Origin of the sequence: Marinobacter santoriniensis NKSG1, assembly GCF_000347775.1 — a bacterium.
GTDB classification, from domain to species: Bacteria; Pseudomonadota; Gammaproteobacteria; order Pseudomonadales; family Oleiphilaceae; genus Marinobacter; species Marinobacter santoriniensis.
The window spans coordinates 46,685-64,366 of record NZ_APAT01000013.1; the positions used below are offsets into that span (position 1 = coordinate 46,685).

General features: G+C 58.4%; 17 protein-coding genes. 12 read left to right on the forward strand and 5 right to left on the reverse strand.

Annotated elements, in window-relative coordinates; genetic code table 11:
* Nucleotides 1-17: 17 nt before the first annotated feature.
* Nucleotides 18-2,048 (reverse strand): methionine--tRNA ligase, encoded by a 2,031-nt coding sequence (gene metG, locus MSNKSG1_RS04050; RefSeq protein ID WP_008937972.1) that lies wholly within the window; start codon nt 2,046-2,048, stop codon nt 18-20.
* 192 nt (nt 2,049-2,240) lie between these two features.
* On the opposite strand from metG, the gene apbC reads away from it, so the two are divergent.
* The 4 genes from apbC to MSNKSG1_RS04070 all read left to right on the forward strand — a co-directional run bounded on the left by apbC (nt 2,241) and on the right by MSNKSG1_RS04070 (nt 6,099).
* The gene (gene apbC / locus MSNKSG1_RS04055) at nt 2,241-3,341 is read left to right on the forward strand and encodes an iron-sulfur cluster carrier protein ApbC (RefSeq protein ID WP_008937973.1); all 1,101 of its coding nucleotides are present in this window, start codon (nt 2,241-2,243) and stop codon (nt 3,339-3,341) included.
* Nucleotides 3,342-3,592: 251 nt separating this feature from the next.
* Entirely contained in the window at nt 3,593-4,159 is a 567-nt protein-coding gene (dcd, locus tag MSNKSG1_RS04060; protein WP_008937974.1) for a dCTP deaminase, read from the forward strand.
* Nucleotides 4,156-4,755, forward strand: coding sequence for a YjaG family protein (locus tag MSNKSG1_RS04065; protein ID WP_008937975.1), 600 nt, complete (start codon nt 4,156-4,158; stop codon nt 4,753-4,755). The genes dcd and MSNKSG1_RS04065 overlap by 4 nt, the downstream gene beginning before the upstream one ends.
* A gap of 66 nt (nt 4,756-4,821) precedes the next feature.
* Entirely contained in the window at nt 4,822-6,099 is a 1,278-nt protein-coding gene (locus MSNKSG1_RS04070; protein WP_008937976.1) for a valine--pyruvate transaminase, read from the forward strand.
* On the opposite strand, the gene MSNKSG1_RS04075 is transcribed toward MSNKSG1_RS04070, so the two are convergent.
* The 3 genes from MSNKSG1_RS04075 to purM form a co-directional block, all read right to left on the reverse strand.
* Nucleotides 6,096-6,848 carry a DUF3108 domain-containing protein gene (locus MSNKSG1_RS04075; RefSeq protein WP_008937977.1) on the reverse strand — a complete coding sequence of 251 codons (753 nt, stop codon included), beginning with the start codon at nt 6,846-6,848 and terminating at the stop codon, nt 6,096-6,098. The two genes, MSNKSG1_RS04070 and MSNKSG1_RS04075, sit on opposite strands and share 4 nt — an antisense overlap.
* Before the next feature lie 76 nt (nt 6,849-6,924).
* The gene (gene purN / locus MSNKSG1_RS04080) at nt 6,925-7,587 is read right to left on the reverse strand and encodes a phosphoribosylglycinamide formyltransferase (protein ID WP_008937978.1); all 663 of its coding nucleotides are present in this window, start codon (nt 7,585-7,587) and stop codon (nt 6,925-6,927) included.
* Entirely contained in the window at nt 7,584-8,648 is a 1,065-nt protein-coding gene (gene purM / locus MSNKSG1_RS04085; RefSeq protein ID WP_008937979.1) for a phosphoribosylformylglycinamidine cyclo-ligase, read from the reverse strand. Before purM ends, purN begins: the two co-directional genes overlap by 4 nt.
* Before the next feature lie 133 nt (nt 8,649-8,781).
* On the opposite strand from purM, the gene MSNKSG1_RS04090 reads away from it, so the two are divergent.
* The 5 genes from MSNKSG1_RS04090 to MSNKSG1_RS04110 are packed head-to-tail and all read left to right on the forward strand — an operon-like array spanning nt 8,782 to nt 12,584.
* Nucleotides 8,782-10,110, forward strand: coding sequence for a DUF2066 domain-containing protein (locus MSNKSG1_RS04090; protein ID WP_227497949.1), 1,329 nt, complete (start codon nt 8,782-8,784; stop codon nt 10,108-10,110).
* Nucleotides 10,111-10,131: 21 nt separating this feature from the next.
* Nucleotides 10,132-10,692: a CDP-alcohol phosphatidyltransferase family protein gene (locus tag MSNKSG1_RS04095; protein WP_008937981.1), complete on the forward strand. Its 561-nt coding sequence runs from the start codon at nt 10,132-10,134 to the stop codon at nt 10,690-10,692.
* Nucleotides 10,689-11,387: a DnaA regulatory inactivator Hda gene (gene hda, locus MSNKSG1_RS04100; RefSeq protein ID WP_008937982.1), complete on the forward strand. Its 699-nt coding sequence runs from the start codon at nt 10,689-10,691 to the stop codon at nt 11,385-11,387. The genes MSNKSG1_RS04095 and hda overlap by 4 nt, the downstream gene beginning before the upstream one ends.
* Before the next feature lie 55 nt (nt 11,388-11,442).
* Nucleotides 11,443-12,240: a ParA family protein gene (locus MSNKSG1_RS04105; RefSeq protein WP_008937983.1), complete on the forward strand. Its 798-nt coding sequence runs from the start codon at nt 11,443-11,445 to the stop codon at nt 12,238-12,240.
* An 8-nt stretch (nt 12,241-12,248) separates the two neighbouring features.
* Entirely contained in the window at nt 12,249-12,584 is a 336-nt protein-coding gene (locus MSNKSG1_RS04110) for a YqcC family protein (protein WP_008937984.1), read from the forward strand.
* Nucleotides 12,585-12,590: 6 nt separating this feature from the next.
* Here the strand turns inward: MSNKSG1_RS04110 and nadC are convergent, their stop codons facing one another.
* The gene (gene nadC / locus MSNKSG1_RS04115; RefSeq protein ID WP_008937985.1) at nt 12,591-13,430 is read right to left on the reverse strand and encodes a carboxylating nicotinate-nucleotide diphosphorylase; all 840 of its coding nucleotides are present in this window, start codon (nt 13,428-13,430) and stop codon (nt 12,591-12,593) included.
* A gap of 219 nt (nt 13,431-13,649) precedes the next feature.
* Between nadC and MSNKSG1_RS04120 the strand changes: the two genes are divergently transcribed.
* The 3 genes from MSNKSG1_RS04120 (at nt 13,650) to ampE (ending at nt 17,523) form a co-directional block, all read left to right on the forward strand.
* The gene (locus MSNKSG1_RS04120) at nt 13,650-15,935 is read left to right on the forward strand and encodes a DUF1631 domain-containing protein (protein WP_008937986.1); all 2,286 of its coding nucleotides are present in this window, start codon (nt 13,650-13,652) and stop codon (nt 15,933-15,935) included.
* 74 nt (nt 15,936-16,009) lie between these two features.
* Complete coding sequence (gene ampD / locus MSNKSG1_RS04125) at nt 16,010-16,636, forward strand: 1,6-anhydro-N-acetylmuramyl-L-alanine amidase AmpD (RefSeq protein ID WP_040886635.1); 627 nt, start codon at nt 16,010-16,012, stop codon at nt 16,634-16,636.
* On the forward strand, nt 16,636-17,523 hold the full coding sequence (gene ampE, locus MSNKSG1_RS04130) for a regulatory signaling modulator protein AmpE (RefSeq protein ID WP_008937988.1): 888 nt from the start codon (nt 16,636-16,638) through the stop codon (nt 17,521-17,523). Before ampD ends, ampE begins: the two co-directional genes overlap by 1 nt.
* Nucleotides 17,524-17,682 lie beyond the last annotated feature (159 nt).

Consider the following 17,682-nt stretch of genomic DNA (forward strand, 5'->3'; position numbering starts at 1 on the left):
TCCGTACCTCGATTTGCTTACATCACCCGCATGCCGGGAGTGGCACCGGAATCCGGAGAAAGAATGAAGATATCCTTACCGCCCGGGCCGGCCGCCAGGACCATGCCCTCGGACAGACCGAACTTCATTTTTCGGGCTTTCAGGTTGGCCACCATGACGGTCATGCGGCCCTCCAGCTCTTCCGGCTTGTAGGCAGACTTGATACCAGCAAACACATTGCGCTCGCCATGCCCTATGTCAAGAGTCAGGCGGAGAAGCTTGTCTGCCCCCTCAACATGCTCTGCTTTGACAATTTTAGCCACCCGAAGGTCCACTTTCGCGAAATCACCGAATTCTATCTCGTCCGCAACCGGTTCAAGATTGGCAGCCGGTTCGGGCTGACCGGTCGCTGCGGGCAGTTCCTCTTTGGAGGCGTCCAGCATTTTCTCTATCTGGGCCATGTCCACCCGATTCATCAACGGCTTGAACTTGCTGATGCCGTGGTTTTCCAGCAGTTCCTTGCGGTTGTTCCAGTCCAGTCTGGCCTTCAGGAAGTCCTCTGATGCCTCGGCCGTGTCCGGCAGTACCGGTGCCAGGTAGGTCATCAGGATGCGGAACATGTTGATGGCGTTCGTACAGATCGCGTGCAGCTTGGCATCCTGGCCGTCCTGTTTGGCAATGACCCAGGGCTGCTCGTCGTTCACGTACTGGTTGGCAATGTCGGCCAGCTCCATGATTCGACGCATGGCACGGCCAAATTCGCGGGTCTCGAAGAATTCCTCGATCTGCTCTCCGGCCTCAATGAACTCCCGTAGCTTCTCCTGCTCGGTCACTTCACCCAGCTGACCGTCGAACCGTTTGGTAATGAAGCCGGCGCTGCGACTGGCAATATTGACGACCTTACCAACGAGGTCCGAATTCACGCGCGCGGCGAAGTCCTCAAGGTTGAGGTCCATGTCATCCACGCCGCCGGTCAGCTTGGCGGCGAAGTAGTAGCGCAGGTACTCGGGATCCAGGTGATCCAGATAGGTGCGCGCCATGATGAAGGTACCACGGGACTTGGACATCTTCTTGCCGTTGACTGTGACAAAGCCATGGGCCCAGACGGCCGTCGGCGTCCGGAACCCTGCATCGTGCAGCATGGACGGCCAGAACAGGGCGTGGAAGTTGATGATGTCCTTGCCGATGAAGTGATAGACCTCGGCGGACGAATCGGCTCTCCAGAAGTGCTCGAAGTCGATGTTTTCGCGGTTACACAGATTCTTGAAGCTCGCCAGGTAGCCAATTGGGGCATCGAGCCAGACATAGAAGAACTTGCCGGGCGCATCGGGAATCTCGAACCCGAAGTAGGGCGCATCGCGGCTGATATCCCATTCCTGCAATCCGGCATCCAGCCATTCGGCAAGCTTATTGGCAACCTGCGGCTGTAGGGTGCCGCTGCGGGTCCACTTGGCCAGGAAATCGTGGAAATCCGGGAGCTTGAAGAAGTAGTGCTCGGACTCTTTCTCGATCGGAGTGGCGCCGGACACCGCGGAGCGCGGGTTGATCAGCTCCGCCGGCGTGTAGGTGGCGCCGCAGGCTTCGCAGTTGTCGCCGTACTGGTCTTCGGTCTTGCATTTGGGGCAGGTGCCCTTGATAAAGCGATCTGCCAGGAACATCTCTTTCTCCGGATCGAAGAACTGGGTGATGTTCCGGGTGGCAATGTGTCCGTTTTCCTGAAGCTGGCGATAGATGTACTCGGAGAAAAAGCGGTTCTCCTCCGAATGGGTGGAGTAGTAATTATCAAAACGGATATGGAAACCGGCGAAATCCTGCTGGTGCTCCAGACGGATTCGATCGATGAGCTGCTCCGGCGTGATGCCTTCCCGCTCCGCTCTCAGCATGATCGCAGTGCCATGAGCGTCATCAGCGCAAACGTAGTAGCAGTTCTGGCCCCGCATTTTCTGATAGCGCACCCAGATATCGGTCTGAATGTATTCCAGCAGGTGACCCAGGTGGATCGGCCCGTTGGCATAGGGCAGGGCGCTGGTAACCAGAATGTCGCGCTGTTGCTTGCTCGCTTGCGTCATGGTGATGTCCGAACCTTCTGTGAATAAGGATTGGCAATGCAAATAAAAGGGGCCGGTTGAAAACACCCGTGTTGATAGTCGCGGATGGCGACCCCATATGGTCAGAAACGGGCACAGATGATACCTTCCAAGCAGCAATTTTTCACCCGAAACACCCGTTTTCGTGTTCATGAGCTTATTCCGGAGAAGCCGATGACCCAGATTTCCCAGCAGGCCCTGGAGGCCGCTGTCCGAGAATATCGGGATCCTTACCTCGACAAGGACCTGTACCAACTCGGCGCCGTCAAGAATCTCGCCTCGGAAGAGGGTGGAAAAGTCACCCTGATGGTTGAGCTGCCCTATCCATCCAAGGGAATTGCCGGAGCGCTCAAGCAAATCGTTACCAATGCGCTCGAAAACGTTGATGGAGTAGAAAGCGCCGACGTGCACGTCGGCCAGAAGATCCACTCCTACAAAGTGCAGAAAGACATTCCCTCTGTCCCCGGCGTCAAAAACATCATCGCTGTGGCGTCAGGCAAGGGCGGTGTCGGCAAATCCACCACCGCCGTCAACCTCGCACTGGCTCTCCAGGCCGAAGGCGCTCGAGTCGGCATTCTCGACGCCGACATCTACGGCCCCAGCATTGGCATGATGCTCGGCGTGCCGGAGGGCAAGCGTCCGGACACCCGGGAAAACAAATACTTCGTTCCCATGGACGCCCATGGCCTGCAGGCCAATTCCATGGCGTTCGTTGTCACCGAAAAAACGCCCATGGTCTGGCGGGGCCCCATGGTCAGTGGTGCCGTTATGCAGTTGCTCCAGCAGACCCTCTGGAACGAACTTGACTACCTGATCGTCGACATGCCACCGGGAACCGGCGACATCCAGCTCACCCTGGCGCAGAAGGTGCCCGTGACAGGTGCGGTCATCGTCACCACGCCCCAGGACATCGCGCTGCTGGATGGCAAAAAGGGTATCGAAATGTTCCGCAAGGTGGAGATTCCGGTACTCGGCGTGATCGAGAATATGAGCGTTCACATCTGCAGCAACTGCGGCCACGAAGAACCCCTGTTCGGCCACGGCGGCGGTGAGCGGATTGCCGAGGAATACGACACCACCCTCCTCGGGCAGCTGCCCCTGCACATGACCATCCGGGAACAGACCGATGGCGGTACCCCCTCGGTGATCGCCGAACCGGACTCCGAAGTGGCGCGCCGATACCGCGACATCGCTCGCCGGGTTGGTGCCGAATTGTCCACCCGGGAGCGGAATCTGTCGGGTTCGATCTCCAGTGTTTCGGTAACGGAGCACTGAGGGGGCGACAAGAGGCGAATTCCGGTAAAGCTTGATCGCGAGGCCAGGAAACGCTCTCCAAAACTGTTGAGGGCCATGGACGGCCCGAAACAAGCGCACAGGGATGTGCTCGTAGCGTGTTTTGGAGAGCGTTTCCTGGCCTTGCAGCCCCCGATCAAGCAGTCTTGAGAGAAGCCGAGGAAGCTTCGACAGACCTCGAGGGAACAGGTAAACTACGCCTCAATTTTTCCAGCGGAAACGAGAATTCACCGATGAGCATTAAATCCGACAAGTGGATACGCCGGATGTCCGAGCAGCACGGCATGATCGAACCGTTCGAGCATGGACAGGTTCGGGAAACCGGAAAAGGCCGTGTCATCTCCTACGGGACTTCCAGCTACGGTTACGACGTTCGCTGCAGCAACGAGTTCAAGATCTTTACCAACGTCCACAGCGCCACGGTCGACCCGAAGAACTTCGACGACAACAGCTTCGTCAACTACACCGGCGACGTCTGTATCATCCCGCCCAACAGCTTTGCGCTGGCGCGGACCGTCGAGTATTTCCGGATTCCGAGAAACGTGCTCACCATCTGCCTCGGCAAGAGCACCTATGCCCGTTGCGGCATCATCGTGAACGTCACACCGCTGGAACCGGAATGGGAAGGCCAGGTGACACTGGAGTTTTCCAACACCACCAACCTGCCGGCCAAGATCTACGCCAACGAAGGCGTTGCCCAGATGCTGTTTTTCGAGTCCGATGAAGTCTGTGACACCAGCTATAAGGACCGGGGCGGCAAATACCTGGGGCAGACCGGCGTGACCCTGCCCAGGACATGAACGCCAACCAGTTCCTCAAAGCCGTTTCACAATTGCAGGGATGGCGTGAATACGCCTTCCTGCTGGCGCTCGCCGAGCGCTCGTTTCCGAATTACGCCCTCTTTGTCGAGGCCGTCGGCCTGAAAACTGGCGCCAAGATGCGCCAGTTGCTGGACATCGCCTGGGAGCTGCTTCAGAAAGATACGAGTGATGCAGCGATCCCGCAGCTGCTCTCCAAACTGGAGTCGCTATCGCCTCAGGTTGATGACTACGACGCCTATGGCGTGTATCCCGCGTTCGATTTTTGCCAGTTGCTGGAGCAGGCGCTACTCAATCGGCTCAACCCGAATAAGCACCGGGCAACTGAAGCATCCCAGTTGGCCACGACGACGGTCATGAATTTCATTGAAATGTCGGAAGGCGAGTCGCTGCCAGAAGATGAGCTGGTCCGTCTGCTGGATCATCATCCGTTGATGAAAGAAGACAAGATGTTCCAGAGGGACCTGGTGCTGGCGCTGAAGCGACAGCGTACTCCGAAGGAATCTTTTGTTGAGGAATTGCGGACCGGTGCAGCCAACGAGGGCGTCAGTAACCTCGGCATTGCGCTGGACAGTTGACCCCGGGCAATCCGCGCTTCACTCTGTTTTGAACTCCCTGCGTTTCGTTGCTGAATGGATGGTGCCATGAAACTCTCTGCGTTTGGCCGTAAATTCACCGCCGATGCCGGTATAACCTCACTGATGGATGACCTTGGAAATGCCATGGCGTCCGGTGACGACATGATCATGATGGGTGGCGGCAATCCGGGTCATATCCCGGAAATCCAGCATCGTGTTCAGGCCATTCTGGCTGAGATGAGTCAGAACGAGGACGAAGTTCGCCGACTCGTCGGCATCTACGATCCGCCCCAGGGAGAAAAAGGATTCATCAGTGCTCTGGCAGAGTTGTTGAATCGCGAGTACGGATGGGGCCTCAGTCCGGACAATATTGCCCTTACCAATGGCAGCCAGGCTGCCTTCTTCATGTTATTCAACATGTTTGGTGGGGATTATGGCGACGGACAGCGAAAACACATTCTGCTGCCCCTTGCGCCGGAATACATCGGGTATGCCGATGCCGGGATTGAGCCAGAGTTGTTCCGTGCGGTTCAGCCGGATATCTCATTTACCGATGCGCACGAATTCAAGTACCGGGTGGATTTTGACGCGGTGGAGGTCACCGGAGAAACTGGCGCCATCTGTGTGTCGCGTCCGACCAACCCTACCGGCAACGTGATCACCGACGACGAGCTTGCCCGTCTGGAGGCACTTGCCGCACAGCATGACATTCCCCTGATCGTCGATGGCGCCTATGGAACGCCATTCCCGAGCCTTCTGTTCGTGGATGCCGAGCCAACCTGGAATGAACGCATCATTCTGTGCTTGAGCCTGTCGAAGCTTGGGCTTCCCGCTGCCCGAACCGGCATCGTGATTGCCTCGGAGCCGGTGATCAAGGCGTTGTCGGGCATCAACGCGATTCTGAACCTGGCAACGGGTAGCTTCGGGGCCATGTTAGCGGAACCGCTGGTCAGATCCGGTGAAATCCTGTCACTCAGCCGGGATGTTGTATGCCCGTTCTACAAGGCCAAGATGGAGCGTGCCGTCGAAGTCTTCCGTGAGGCCATGGGTGAGGACTCTTGTCGCTGGTATGTGCACAAGCCTGAGGGCGCCATGTTCCTCTGGCTCTGGTTCCCGGACCTTCCGATTTCTAGTCTGGAGCTCTACCAGCGCCTGAAACAGCGGGGTGTGCTGGTGGTGTCTGGCCACTATTTCTTCCCCGGCCTGCCGGAGAACGAATGGAAACATCGTCATGAGTGTCTGCGCGTCACCTATTCCCAGGATGATGAGCGGGTAGCCGCCGGGCTTCGGATTATCGCGGATGAGGTCAAGGCCGTCTGGCAGAGCGCCAAAGGGCAGGGCTAGCCCTCGACCTTTGCGTCGTCCAGATGGAGTTCGTAGCGTTTGCCGTCGGGCTCTATCTGGAGCAGGCGTACGAGGATGAACTCCCGGTCTGGATCGAACCACATCAGCGTTTGTCGCTTTGAGCCCTCCTTACGAACCTTTTCCGCTTTCAGGGTGCCCCTGAGGAGGTCGCTTGAGGCTGTCTCCGGCTCTTTTTCGAGGATGGCGAAGTGGGTCGTATCATACTCATCCCCGTCTATAACCTCATAGGTCATGTCTCGCAGGCCCGCCTTGATGTCCTGACGCAGCTGAAGCTGGTAGCCGAGTGGGTCGAGCGTGCCCTCTTTCAGGGGGAGTTCGAAGGATTTTCCCTTGTACTCGCCACTGGCGGTTCCCGCTGACCAGTCGAAATCGATCGCTTTCTTGCGATCTTTGATAAAGAGCCCGGACAACCGGTAGCGATAGCGCAGAGGGATGACCCGGCCATTTTCCCACTTGAGCACCAGCGATTCGTCAATGTTGGCGATAAACGACTTTACATCGGTTCGATACAGCCAGACCCCATTGCCCTGGTCGGTCAGGCTTCGGGTGCCGGTGCCGCTCAGTTCAATGCCCTTTTCCATGGTGGCCGTGTAGTTGGCCTTGAAGGGGACGAGGTCGGTGGTCTGCTCCGCACTCGCCAGTGGCGAGGCCAGGAGTAAGACGAGGGTTGTGAGGAATCCTGCGAGCCTTCCGATACACGAAAGAGGCTGTTGACGGTCGCTTGTCATGAGTCGGGGTCCTTTTCACCTGACAGGTTTAGCGACAGTGTAGCCGGTGATGTGGTATCCCGGCATGACAATCTGTTCAGTTCTCGGGGAGTCTCATCGGCGCAGCCATGGGTTCGCCGTCGAAGAGCACATAATCGCTGCCCAGGTGAATGCGGCCCTCGCAGAACCAGCGAATAACGATGGGGTACAGAATGTGTTCCTTCTCCTGCACCTTTTCCGCGAGCGATTCGGCGGTGTCATCCGGTGCCACATGAACCTCGGCCTGGGCAATCACCGGGCCACCGTCGAGTTCTTCGGTCACGAAATGTATCGATACCCCATGAATCTGATCGCCAGCGTCGAGAACCCGCTGGTGGGTGTTCAGCCCCGTGTATTTTGGTAGCAGGGAGGGGTGGATATTGAGCATGATGCCTCGAAAGGCCCGTACAAAATCCGTGGTCAGGATCCGCATGAAGCCGGCCAGCACCAGCACGTCCGGGTTGTGGCGACGAATCTCTGCCATCAGTGCGGCGTCGAATTCCTCCCGGCTCTGGAATTTGGTGTGATCGACAACGAACGTCTCGATATTTGCCTGGGCCGCCCGCTCAAGGGCGAAGGCGCCGGGACGGTTGGATCCGACGGCAATAATCTGCCCCGGATAGTCCCGTTCACGACTGGCGTCAATCAGTGCCTGGAGATTGGTTCCGCTTCCGGATGCGAGTACCAGGATACGTGGCAGTGGAGCTTGATCTGCCTTCATACCGACAACAATCCTGGCTGGTATTTGACCACGGGCTCTGCGTCCTGGGCGTCCGCGCTCTCGATCACGCCGATCTGCCACACGGTTTCGCCCAGCGCGTTCAGGGTGTCGATCGCGAGATCCTTCTGGTTCGCCGGAACACAGACGATCATGCCGACACCGCAGTTGAAGGTCCGGTACATCTCTTCAGCGGCAACCCCGCCGGCGTCCTTCAGCCACTGGAATACCGGTGGCAGTGTCCAGCTGTCCGTATCAACGGTGGCGATGCTGCCCTTGGGCAGAACTCTCGGAATGTTCTCTGGTAACCCGCCTCCGGTAATGTGCGACAGGGCGCGGACGTCGACTTCACGGATCAGTTGAAGCAGGTTCTTCACATAAATACGGGTCGGGGCCATCAAGGCATCCGCAAGGCGGGTATCGCCAACGGTCTGATCGATGTCGGCGTTGCTGACTTCGAGAATCTTACGGATCAGGGAATAGCCGTTGGAGTGCGGGCCGGACGATCCCAGAGCAAGAAGGACATCTCCGGGCTGAACCCGGCTGCCGTCAATGATCTCGCTGCGTTCCGCAACACCGACACAGAATCCTGCCAAATCGTAATCTTCCCCTTCATACATGCCCGGCATCTCCGCCGTTTCTCCGCCGACCAGGGCGCATCCTGCCTGGGAGCAGCCTTCGCCGATCCCGGCAACGACCTGCGCTGCCACGTCTACGTTCAGTTTTCCGGTGGCGTAATAATCGAGGAAAAACAGGGGCTCCGCACCGCCTACCACGAGATCGTTCACGCACATGGCGACGAGGTCGATGCCGATTGTGTCGTGCTTGCCCAGCTGCATGGCCAGACGGAGCTTGGTACCTACGCCATCGGTACCGGAAACCAGTACCGGTTCATTGTATCCCGGCGGGATAGCCACCATGGCCCCGAAGCCTCCCAGGCCGCCAAGCACTTCGGGGCGCCGGGTGCGGGCCGCGGTGTCCTTGATACGGTTGACGAGTTCGTTGCCTGCGTCGATGTCAACGCCAGCGTCGCGGTAGGTCAGGGAAGGCTTCTGTTCGCTCATGGTGTATTGGAACCGTTGGCAATAGTGGGACAGGCCGCGGATTTTAACAGCTACTCACGGTATAGGCCATGGTGTATCCTATGCGCCATCCATGCGAACACCAGGGTGATTCATGTCAGTATCGGGACAAAACTTGGCGCGGACAGTACGGACAATCGCAGCGGCAGCACTGGTTCTGCTGAGCAGTATTATAACGGTGTCCCAGGCTCATGCCGTTACCGTCGCCGGCCTCTATTCGGTCGAAGTGCCGGTGGCCGGTTCCGGGCCTGATCAGTTGGCCAAGGGAGCCGCCGATGGGCTCGGGCGTGTCCTGGTTCGCGTCTCGGGAAGCCGGGACGTTCTGAACCTTGATGGCGTACCGTCGTTGTTGGACGATGCCGAATCATTGTTGCTGTCCTATCAGTTTCTGAGGGACGACCAGGGTAATGATCGTCTGCAGATGTCGTTCGGAGCCGTGGGCGTGAATAAGGCCCTGGCGTCGGTAGATGCGCCCGTTTGGGGCGCCAACCGGCCATTGACCCTGGCCTGGGTCGCGGTCGAGGAGCGGGGATCCCGCCGCCTTGTTACCGAAGGCGATCCGGGAGGAAACGAGTCACCGGCTGATTCCTGGCGGGCCGCTTTCAAAGAAGCCGCCGCTGACCGGGGCCTGCCGCTGGCACTGCCACCTGCATCTGCCGCCGGGGACCGGGAACTGTTGTCGGAAATATGGGGGCAGTTCGTCAGTAACGTCCAGTCGTCTGCCTCAAATCTGAGCCACGATGCCATGGCCCTGGTTCGTATTAACCGCAGTGGTGGACAATGGCGCGCAGGTTGGGTCTTTGACGGCGGCGCTGCGAATGGTGGCGAGCAGTCAGTAACGGCCGCTACGCCCGGCGAGTTGGTTAAAGCCGTCATTGATCGCTGGACTGAACAGTACGCCAGCCAGTATGCCGTGTCCGCGAATGAAGTCGGGGAGTCCCCGCAGGTGGATATCGTCATTGATGGGGTTAACAGCGTCGCCGATTATGGCGGTGTGACCGGTGTTCTGGAAGGCCTCACGCCGGTGCAAGAGGTGAGCGCAGCCCGAGTGAAAGGTTCGCAGCTGACATTGAGGGCGACCTTTACCGGAGAGTTGGACCAACTGAAGCAGTACATCGCGCTGGATTCCCGGTTTGTCGCTATGGACCCCGGGTCAGTCGCCCCGAAAGCGCTGGAAAAGACAGGCAGCCAGGCGGCGGCTAAGGATGCCTCGGAAAGTGGCGCCGAGACCTCTGCGAACGAGGTCGCTGGAAGCCCGGACGCTGTGTCACCATCTGGCAACGGTGCGGACGTCAAGGATAAAGGCGTTGCATCCACCACGTTTACCTACCAGCCGTTGGCAAAAGACAAAGCCGATGCGTCCCAGGCCTTCGACTCGCTCTATCAGGTGCTTTATTATCGCTGGCAGCCTGCGCCCAACATCGGAACAGAGCCCGGACAATAAGGCGACAGTGGAGGGAGCCCTGTGAAATCGGAACGCTGGCGCTGGATACCCAATGCCCTGACGTTTTTGCGGATTGTCCTGATCGTTCCCTTCGCTGCGGCCCTGCTGATGGAGAACTATCGATACGCTCTGGCTATCTTTTTCCTGGCGTCCGTGACCGATGCTTTCGACGGTTTTCTGGCAAGGCACTTCAACTGGCGGTCCCGCTTTGGTGCGATTGCCGATCCGCTGGCGGACAAGGCCCTTCTGATTACGTCCTACCTGATGTTGACCCTCACGTCGGTCCTCCCGGTCTGGCTGTTCGCGATAGTGCTGGGCCGCGACCTGCTCATTGTAGGGGGAGCGCTGGCCTACCACTATACGGTTGGACGGTTCGAAATGGAGCCGAGTATCCCGGGGAAGATAAACACGTTTGTTCAGATTCTCGTCGTGCTCGCGATTATTGTTCTTCTGGCGGGCTTTCCGATGCCGACCTGGGTGCGTGATGTCGGAGTTCTGCTGGTCGCCCTGTCTGCGGTGGTGAGCGGCGGTCATTATTTGCTGGTCTGGGGAATGCGGGCCTGGAGGGCGAGACACCAATGATGGCGTCCCAACTGGTTCTCGGCGTAAAACTGCGTGACGATGCCCGATTCGATAACTTTCACGGCGAACGGAATCAGGACGTGGCGGTACGGCTGAGGGCCGTATGCCAGCGCCCTGAAGGCGTTCCGGTTGTTATGGTCTGCGGCGATTCTGATACCGGGAAGAGCCATCTGCTCCAGGCCGCCTGCCATCAGGTGGAAGCGCTGGGCGAGGGTGCGGTCTGTGTCAGTCTGGCCGAACTTGAGCCCTTCGGTCCGGGAGCTCTTTCGGGGCTGGAGGCGCAACGCCTGGTTTGTCTGGACGATCTGGAGCGGATCGCCGGCGATCCGGCCTGGGAGGAGGCCATTTTCCATCTTTATAACCGGATTCAGGATCAGGGTAGCCTGTTGGTGGTCAGTGCCGGTGATGTGCCTTCGGCCTTGGGATTGACGTTGCCTGACCTGATTTCCAGGCTGGGCCACGGACTTTTGTTGCAGCTCGGCGTTTATCGGGACGAGGATCGCCAGAGAATTCTGCAGGCCCGAGCGGAGCAGCGAGGCCTGGTGATGGCGGATGACGTTGCCGGATTCATCATGCGTCGGGCGCCGCGACGGCTTGGGGATCTGCTGGCCCTGTTGGATGTCCTGGACGAAAATTCACTGCAGGCCCAGAGGCGTCTGACCATTCCGTTCGTCAAAACGGTCATGGGATGGTAAGCCGGGTGATGATAAAAACGACCGATCAACAGGATCGCGCAAGGAGAGAGACGAGATGAGACGGGTTGTGTTCAACCAGAAAGGTGGTGTGGGCAAGTCCAGTATCACCTGCAATCTGGCGGCTATCAGCGCTGCCAGAGGAAAGCGGACGCTGGTCGTTGACCTGGATCCGCAGGGCAACTCCACACATTATCTGCTGGGCAGGCCGGCGGCCGAATTGAAGGATACCATCGCCGATCTGTTGGAGCAGACCGTGGCGTTTACCATGTTCAATCGTCGGCCCGACGAATTTGTCCACGCCACGCCCTTCGATAACCTGTTTGTGCTGCCGTCGAGTCCGGAACTGGATTTTCTGGAGCGCAAACTCGAGGCCAAACACAAGATCTACAAGCTCCGGGAAGCTCTGAAAAAACTGAGTGACAGTTTCGACGCGATCTACATTGATACGGCGCCGGCCTTGAATTTTTACACCCGGTCCGCATTGATTGCTGCACAGCGCTGCCTGATTCCGTTTGATTGCGACGATTTCTCCCGTCAGGCGTTGTACAACATCCTGGGTGAAATCCGGGAATTGCAGGAGGATCACAATGAGGATCTGGTCGTGGAGGGCATTATCGCCAACCAGTTCCAGCCCAGGGCCAGTCTCCCCAGAAGGTTGGTTCTGGAACTGACGGAAGAGGGACTGCCGGTTCTCCCCGTTCGTCTGTCCAGCTCCGTCAAGATGAAGGAATCGCATCAGAGCAGGCAGCCTCTCATTCATATGGCTCCGAAGCATCCGCTGACCCGGCAGTACGAAGATCTGTTCCGCGTCTTGCATGGTGAGGCGGTCGAGCTGGAGCCACTGACCGAATAGGTGATTGCATGACCGATGGCAATAGCAAAGTGTCGCGAGTCGCTGACAGCCTGCTGCAGATCGAAGTCGAGCTCAGGCAACTGGACGTGTGGGAAGAAGAAGCACCTCCCCGGGAGGCCTTCCAGAGCGACAAGCCTTTCTGCGTCGATACCATGGAGTTTACGCAGTGGCTTCAGTTCGTGTTCGTGGAAAGAATGAAAATCCTGATTGAGAACGGCCATCCGTTGCCCGAGGTCTCAGGCATGGCCCCCATGGCTGAAGAGCATTTCCGTGGCCGGCCGGAATCCGGCCATGGCCTGATCAGGGAGCTTCAGGTCATGGACAGGTTGTTGTCCGATCGGTAGTTGCGTTCAGTCCAGCCTCATGGAAAGGTCGATGGCCTTGATGTCCTTGGTCAGGGCTCCGATGGAAATAAAGTCCACCCCGGTTTCTGCGATCGGGACCAGAGTCTGGGCGTTGATTCCGCCTGATGCTTCCAGCCTGGCCTGACCGGCTGCGACAGTGACGGCAGTCTTCAGGTCCGCCAGGGTAAACTCATCCAGCATGATAATGTCGGCGCCCGCAGCCAGTGCCTGGTCGAGTTCGTCCAGTGTTTCGGTTTCCACCTCAACCGGACGGCCCGGTGCAATTCTGCGGGCCTCAGCCACTGCGCTGGCGATGGAACCGCAGGCGGCGATATGGTTTTCCTTGATCAGGAAGGCATCCCAGAGACCGATGCGGTGGTTGAAGCAGCCGCCGCAGGTCACAGCGTACTTCTCTGCCATTCGCAGGCCTGGAATTGTTTTGCGGGTATCGAGCAATTGGACCCGGGTGTGCGCCACCCTTGCTGCGTAGGAGGCGCAGGTGGTTGCGACACCGGAGAGCGTTTGCAGCCAGTTGAGGGCCGTGCGTTCTCCGGTTAACAGGCTGCGGGCGGGCCCTGCGAGGGTGAACAGGGTCTGATCGGGCACGACCTGGTCACCGTCGGTTACCTGCCAGTTTACGGAAACCCGTGGATCGACCTGACGGAAGACTTCGTTGACCCACTCAATCCCGGCAATGGTTGCTGCTTCCCGGGTTATCACTCGTCCCGTGGCGTGGGTTTCAGCCGGAATGAGACGTGCAGTGATGTCACCATCACCGATGTCCTCGCGCAGGCTGAGGGCGACGGATTCAATTCGGGATTGGCGTAAACGTTCGTCAGGCAGCATGATAGGTGGTCCGCGGATTCAGAGTAAAAATGACTGGCGGACGATTCTATAGCGATGTCCGGCTTTCGCCAAATGACGGCTTACCGTCAGCTAAACTGTGACTCAGGTCCGATCTACACAAAAGGTGACAAAATCTGACACAAGCTGACGTGCTCAGCTCGTACCATTGTCAGTAAGACGCGCAGAGTGAATGCGCACACTGATTCCGGGAGTAGCTCAATGGCGCAGGATAACAAGGTTGTTCCTTTCTCCGGCGGCAATCCGTCCAGCGGATCCGGCCTTCCGGCCGCACTGGTACGTCTGCGTGACGCATCGGGTCACTCCATGAAGTCCATGCTGGCCGACTTTTTCGATGGCGCAGACGACTCCCTGTTCGAACTCGCCGACCGTGCAGCCAGCAATGTCGATCAGAACGCTTATTTCGATGCCATGCGTGAGCTGAGGATGCATCGGAAAGCCATGATGTTATCGATGCTGCAGTATGTTTCCCGCGCCTTCAACGATATTGGTCGTTTTCGCTCACGATCCTCGGGTCGGTCTCTGGACGACATCGACAGTGAAGGTCTGAGTCTTCTGGACCATGCCGACATGGAGCAGAAGGTCGCGATCGATAACATGGTCAACAAGTTCCGGAATCGTCACCTGGACGCCATCCTCATGCTCAAGGCCCGGGTCAGCCACCTGGTGCCCAATGTCGATCTCAGCGACAGCCAGATGCCGCTGAGCCCTGAGGTGATCTGTGGTGCGATTGCCGAAGCCTGTTCCGACCTGGACATTGATATCCGGGCCAAACTGGTGGTGTTGAAGCTGTTCGATCGGCTGCTCGCGGACCAGTTGGGGCCCTTTTACCAGAATGCCAACAAAGCGTTGGCTGCTGAGGGGGTATTGCCGGAGCTGAAGCGGCCGCCGACACCCAACACAAAGGCCCGTCGTCCAGGTCACACCGATGAATCGGGGACGGGGGGCGACAATCGGCAGGATCAGGGATCGACGTCGGGTGGCGCTACCTTTTCAGAGCTTACCGCTCTCCTGCGCCAGGGGGGCGCGTCCTCCGAGGGTGGGGGCGCCGGAGCCGGTACCCATTTTCTTGACACCCATCGCCTGGTTGACCGGCTGAGCAGTATCCAGTCCCAGCCCGGCAACTGGCAGCCAGGGGAAGTTGTCTCCCTGACGACCCAGCTGCAACCGGTTCTCAGGAACGAGTCGGGGCAGACCCTGCAAGTCGAACAGGTTGACAGCGATGTCATCAACCTGGTGTCCATGCTGTTTGATTTCATTCTGGAGGATCGCCAGCTTCATCCCGTCATGAAGGCGCTCATCGGTCGTCTTCAGATTCCGGTACTCAAGGTCGCCTTGAGTGACCGTAATTTCTTTAACCGCGGTGGACACCCGGTACGCAAGTTGCTCAATGAACTGGCGCTCTCGGCCATCGGCTGGAGCGAAAAGAGGGAAGGGCAGCGGGATCCGCTCAAGGAAAAGATCGAAGCAGTTGTGACACGCGTGCTGAATGATTTCACCGACGACGTCGCACTGTTCGAGGAACTCCTTGAGGACTTCAGCCGGTTCACCGACCTTGACCGGAGGCGGCGGGAGCTTATCGAGCAACGGCTCCGCGATGCTGAGGAGGGGCGTGCCCGGCAGGAGAAAGCGTCGGAAGCGGCAGACGCTGTCATACAGCCTCTGCTTGAAAACCATGATGTGCCCGAGTCCGTGGTGTCTCTGTTGAAGGACGCCTGGAACCGCTACCTGCAGTGGCTGTATCTCCGGGAAGGTGAGGAAGCTGATCGCTGGAATACCGGCGTTGCGCTGACGGAGAGGCTGGTGTGGAGTGTCGATCCCGATCCGGTTGGCCCATCTACCCGAAGCGAGCTTTTGCGAGCCATCCCGTCCATCGTTGATGATTTGCGGGCCGCACTGCAGGAAATTTCCTGGGATCCGTTTGCAACGGATTCCGCGATCCGGGACCTCGAACTGGCCCACGTGGACGTGTTTCAGCGGCTGGTAACGGCCGCACCGCGCGAAGAGCCAGTTGAGCCGCCGGCATCGAAGCAGGAGGTTGAGGCGCCCGTTACTGATGTTCCCGACTCAATTGAGACGGAAGCGAGAACTTCGGTTGAACCAGAGCCGACCCCGGTGGAGGTCCCCGAAAGCGAAGCCGCCGATCGCACTGCGCCGCCGGTTGAGGAGGCAGCAACAGGGAGCGAGGGCGCCGTTGTCGGGATTGCGCCAGAGTGGCTGGAGCGTGCCGACGGCCTTCGCGTTGGTTCCTGGATTGAACTCACCCGGGATGGCAATAAGGTTCGTTGCAAGCTGGCAGCGTTCATCAAAGCGACCGGAAAGTACATCTTCGTCAATCGCAGCGGCGCCAAGGTGGCTGAATACCTCCGCGAGGAACTTGCAACAGCCATGGAGGCGGGCGAGATCGGCATGCTCGATGACGGCCTGATTTTTGACCGTGCGCTTGAATCCATCATCGATAACCTGCGCAGCAGCCGCAAAGACTGAGAGCATGGCAACCGGAAGTGCTTTGTGATTCAATCGTTCACATCGTTCAATGATGTGCAGCTCCGGGATCAACCTTGCCAGAAACAAAAGCACCTCCTGCTTCAGTAACCTCCAATCCGTCGGACCTTGAGGCGCTCCGTAAAACGGGGCGACTGCCCGGAGTGACATGGCGCCCGTCCCCCAACTACGGTGCCAGGCCGGACGGCGCCGGCATCAGTCTTCTGGTCGTGCACAGCATCAGCCTTCCGCCGGGGCGGTTTGGAGGCCCTGAGATTGCGGATTTTTTCTGTAATCAGCTGGACACCTCGGCCCATCCCTATTTTCAGGAAATTGCAGGTCTGCAGGTGTCAGCGCATGCGCTGATTCGACGGGATGGAACCGTTGTCCAGTTTGTCAGCCTGCTTGATCGCGCATGGCATGCCGGTCGTTCCTGTTTCGATGGCAGGGAGGAGTGTAATGACTTTTCCATTGGTATCGAGCTTGAGGGGTGCGACGACATTCCCTACACCGAATCGCAATATCACTGTCTGGCTGAACTGGCAGCGCTGTTGATGGCAGCATGGCCCGATATTCATGTGGATCGCATAACCGGACACAGTGATATCGCTCCCGGCAGGAAAACAGACCCGGGCCCCGCCTTTGACTGGCAACGTTTCCGGGATCTGTTGGCGACGAGACCCCTCGACGGAGTCGATGCCTGATGGCGTTAATTGTCTTTTTGCTTGCTTATCTGATCCGCCGGCGGCTCGATAATGCCAACCATCTTTCTTCCGATGCGCTCTGGCGTCTCTGGTTCAAATGGGGATCCCGGTCCAGGCCGGGAAAGGAAGAGGCGGCAGGTCCTGCCCTGATCCTGTTACTGCTCCCCGTGGTCATTGCCGCAGTGATCGAATTCGAACTATCCACACTTGGTGTCTGGGGGCTGCTGTACCCGCTGCAACTGGTTGTGCTGGTGCTGATGATGGGAACTCCCGGCTGGCGTTCCCTGATGACGGATTACTCGGAAGCCTGGTCCCGGGGTGACATGCAGGCAGCCTGGCATCATGTCCGTGATCAGCTCCCTGCCAGAGAGCGCGGTGACGCCCTGTCTCCGGAAGCCATGCATCTGTCGCTTTCCCGGGCATTGATGCTGGCGGTGTTTAACCGTTTCTTCCTGGTGGCGTTCTGGTTTGTGATCGGCGGTATGGCCGGAGCCATCCTGGCAAGGGGGCTTGTCGCGTTGGAAGAACAGTGGCCGCAGGCGCCGGCGCGGCCGGCATTTGCCCGTATGGCCCGTTGGCTCGCCTGGCTTCCATCCCGGCTTCTGTGTCTGACGTTTGGGCTGGCCGGTGATCTGGCGGGTTGGTTACGGGTGGCCCGGCGGGTGCTGAGTCACCCGGGACTGACCACCGGGGACGCACTGATGGCATCTGCCAACGGGGCTTTGACCGGATATGCACTGGATCCGGACCGGTTCAGGACCCTTCATGCCGACGACTGGCTGGAATTCGGTGGCCGAAGCGCTGAGGCGATCCGGGATCTTCTGAACCGATCGATGCTGGTCTGGCTGTGCGGGTTGGCCCTCATGGTGATCTCAGGTGTGATTTGAACCGGGTTATATTTTTTAAAATATTACAGTTTCACACCAAATAGTGATTAAGTTTTCGGAACTTCGGGCGACAATATAGAAAAGAACAACAATCCAGGTATGGTTCACCATTTCCGTGAGGGTATTCGTGAAAAAACTGATTAAACCCGCGATTGCACT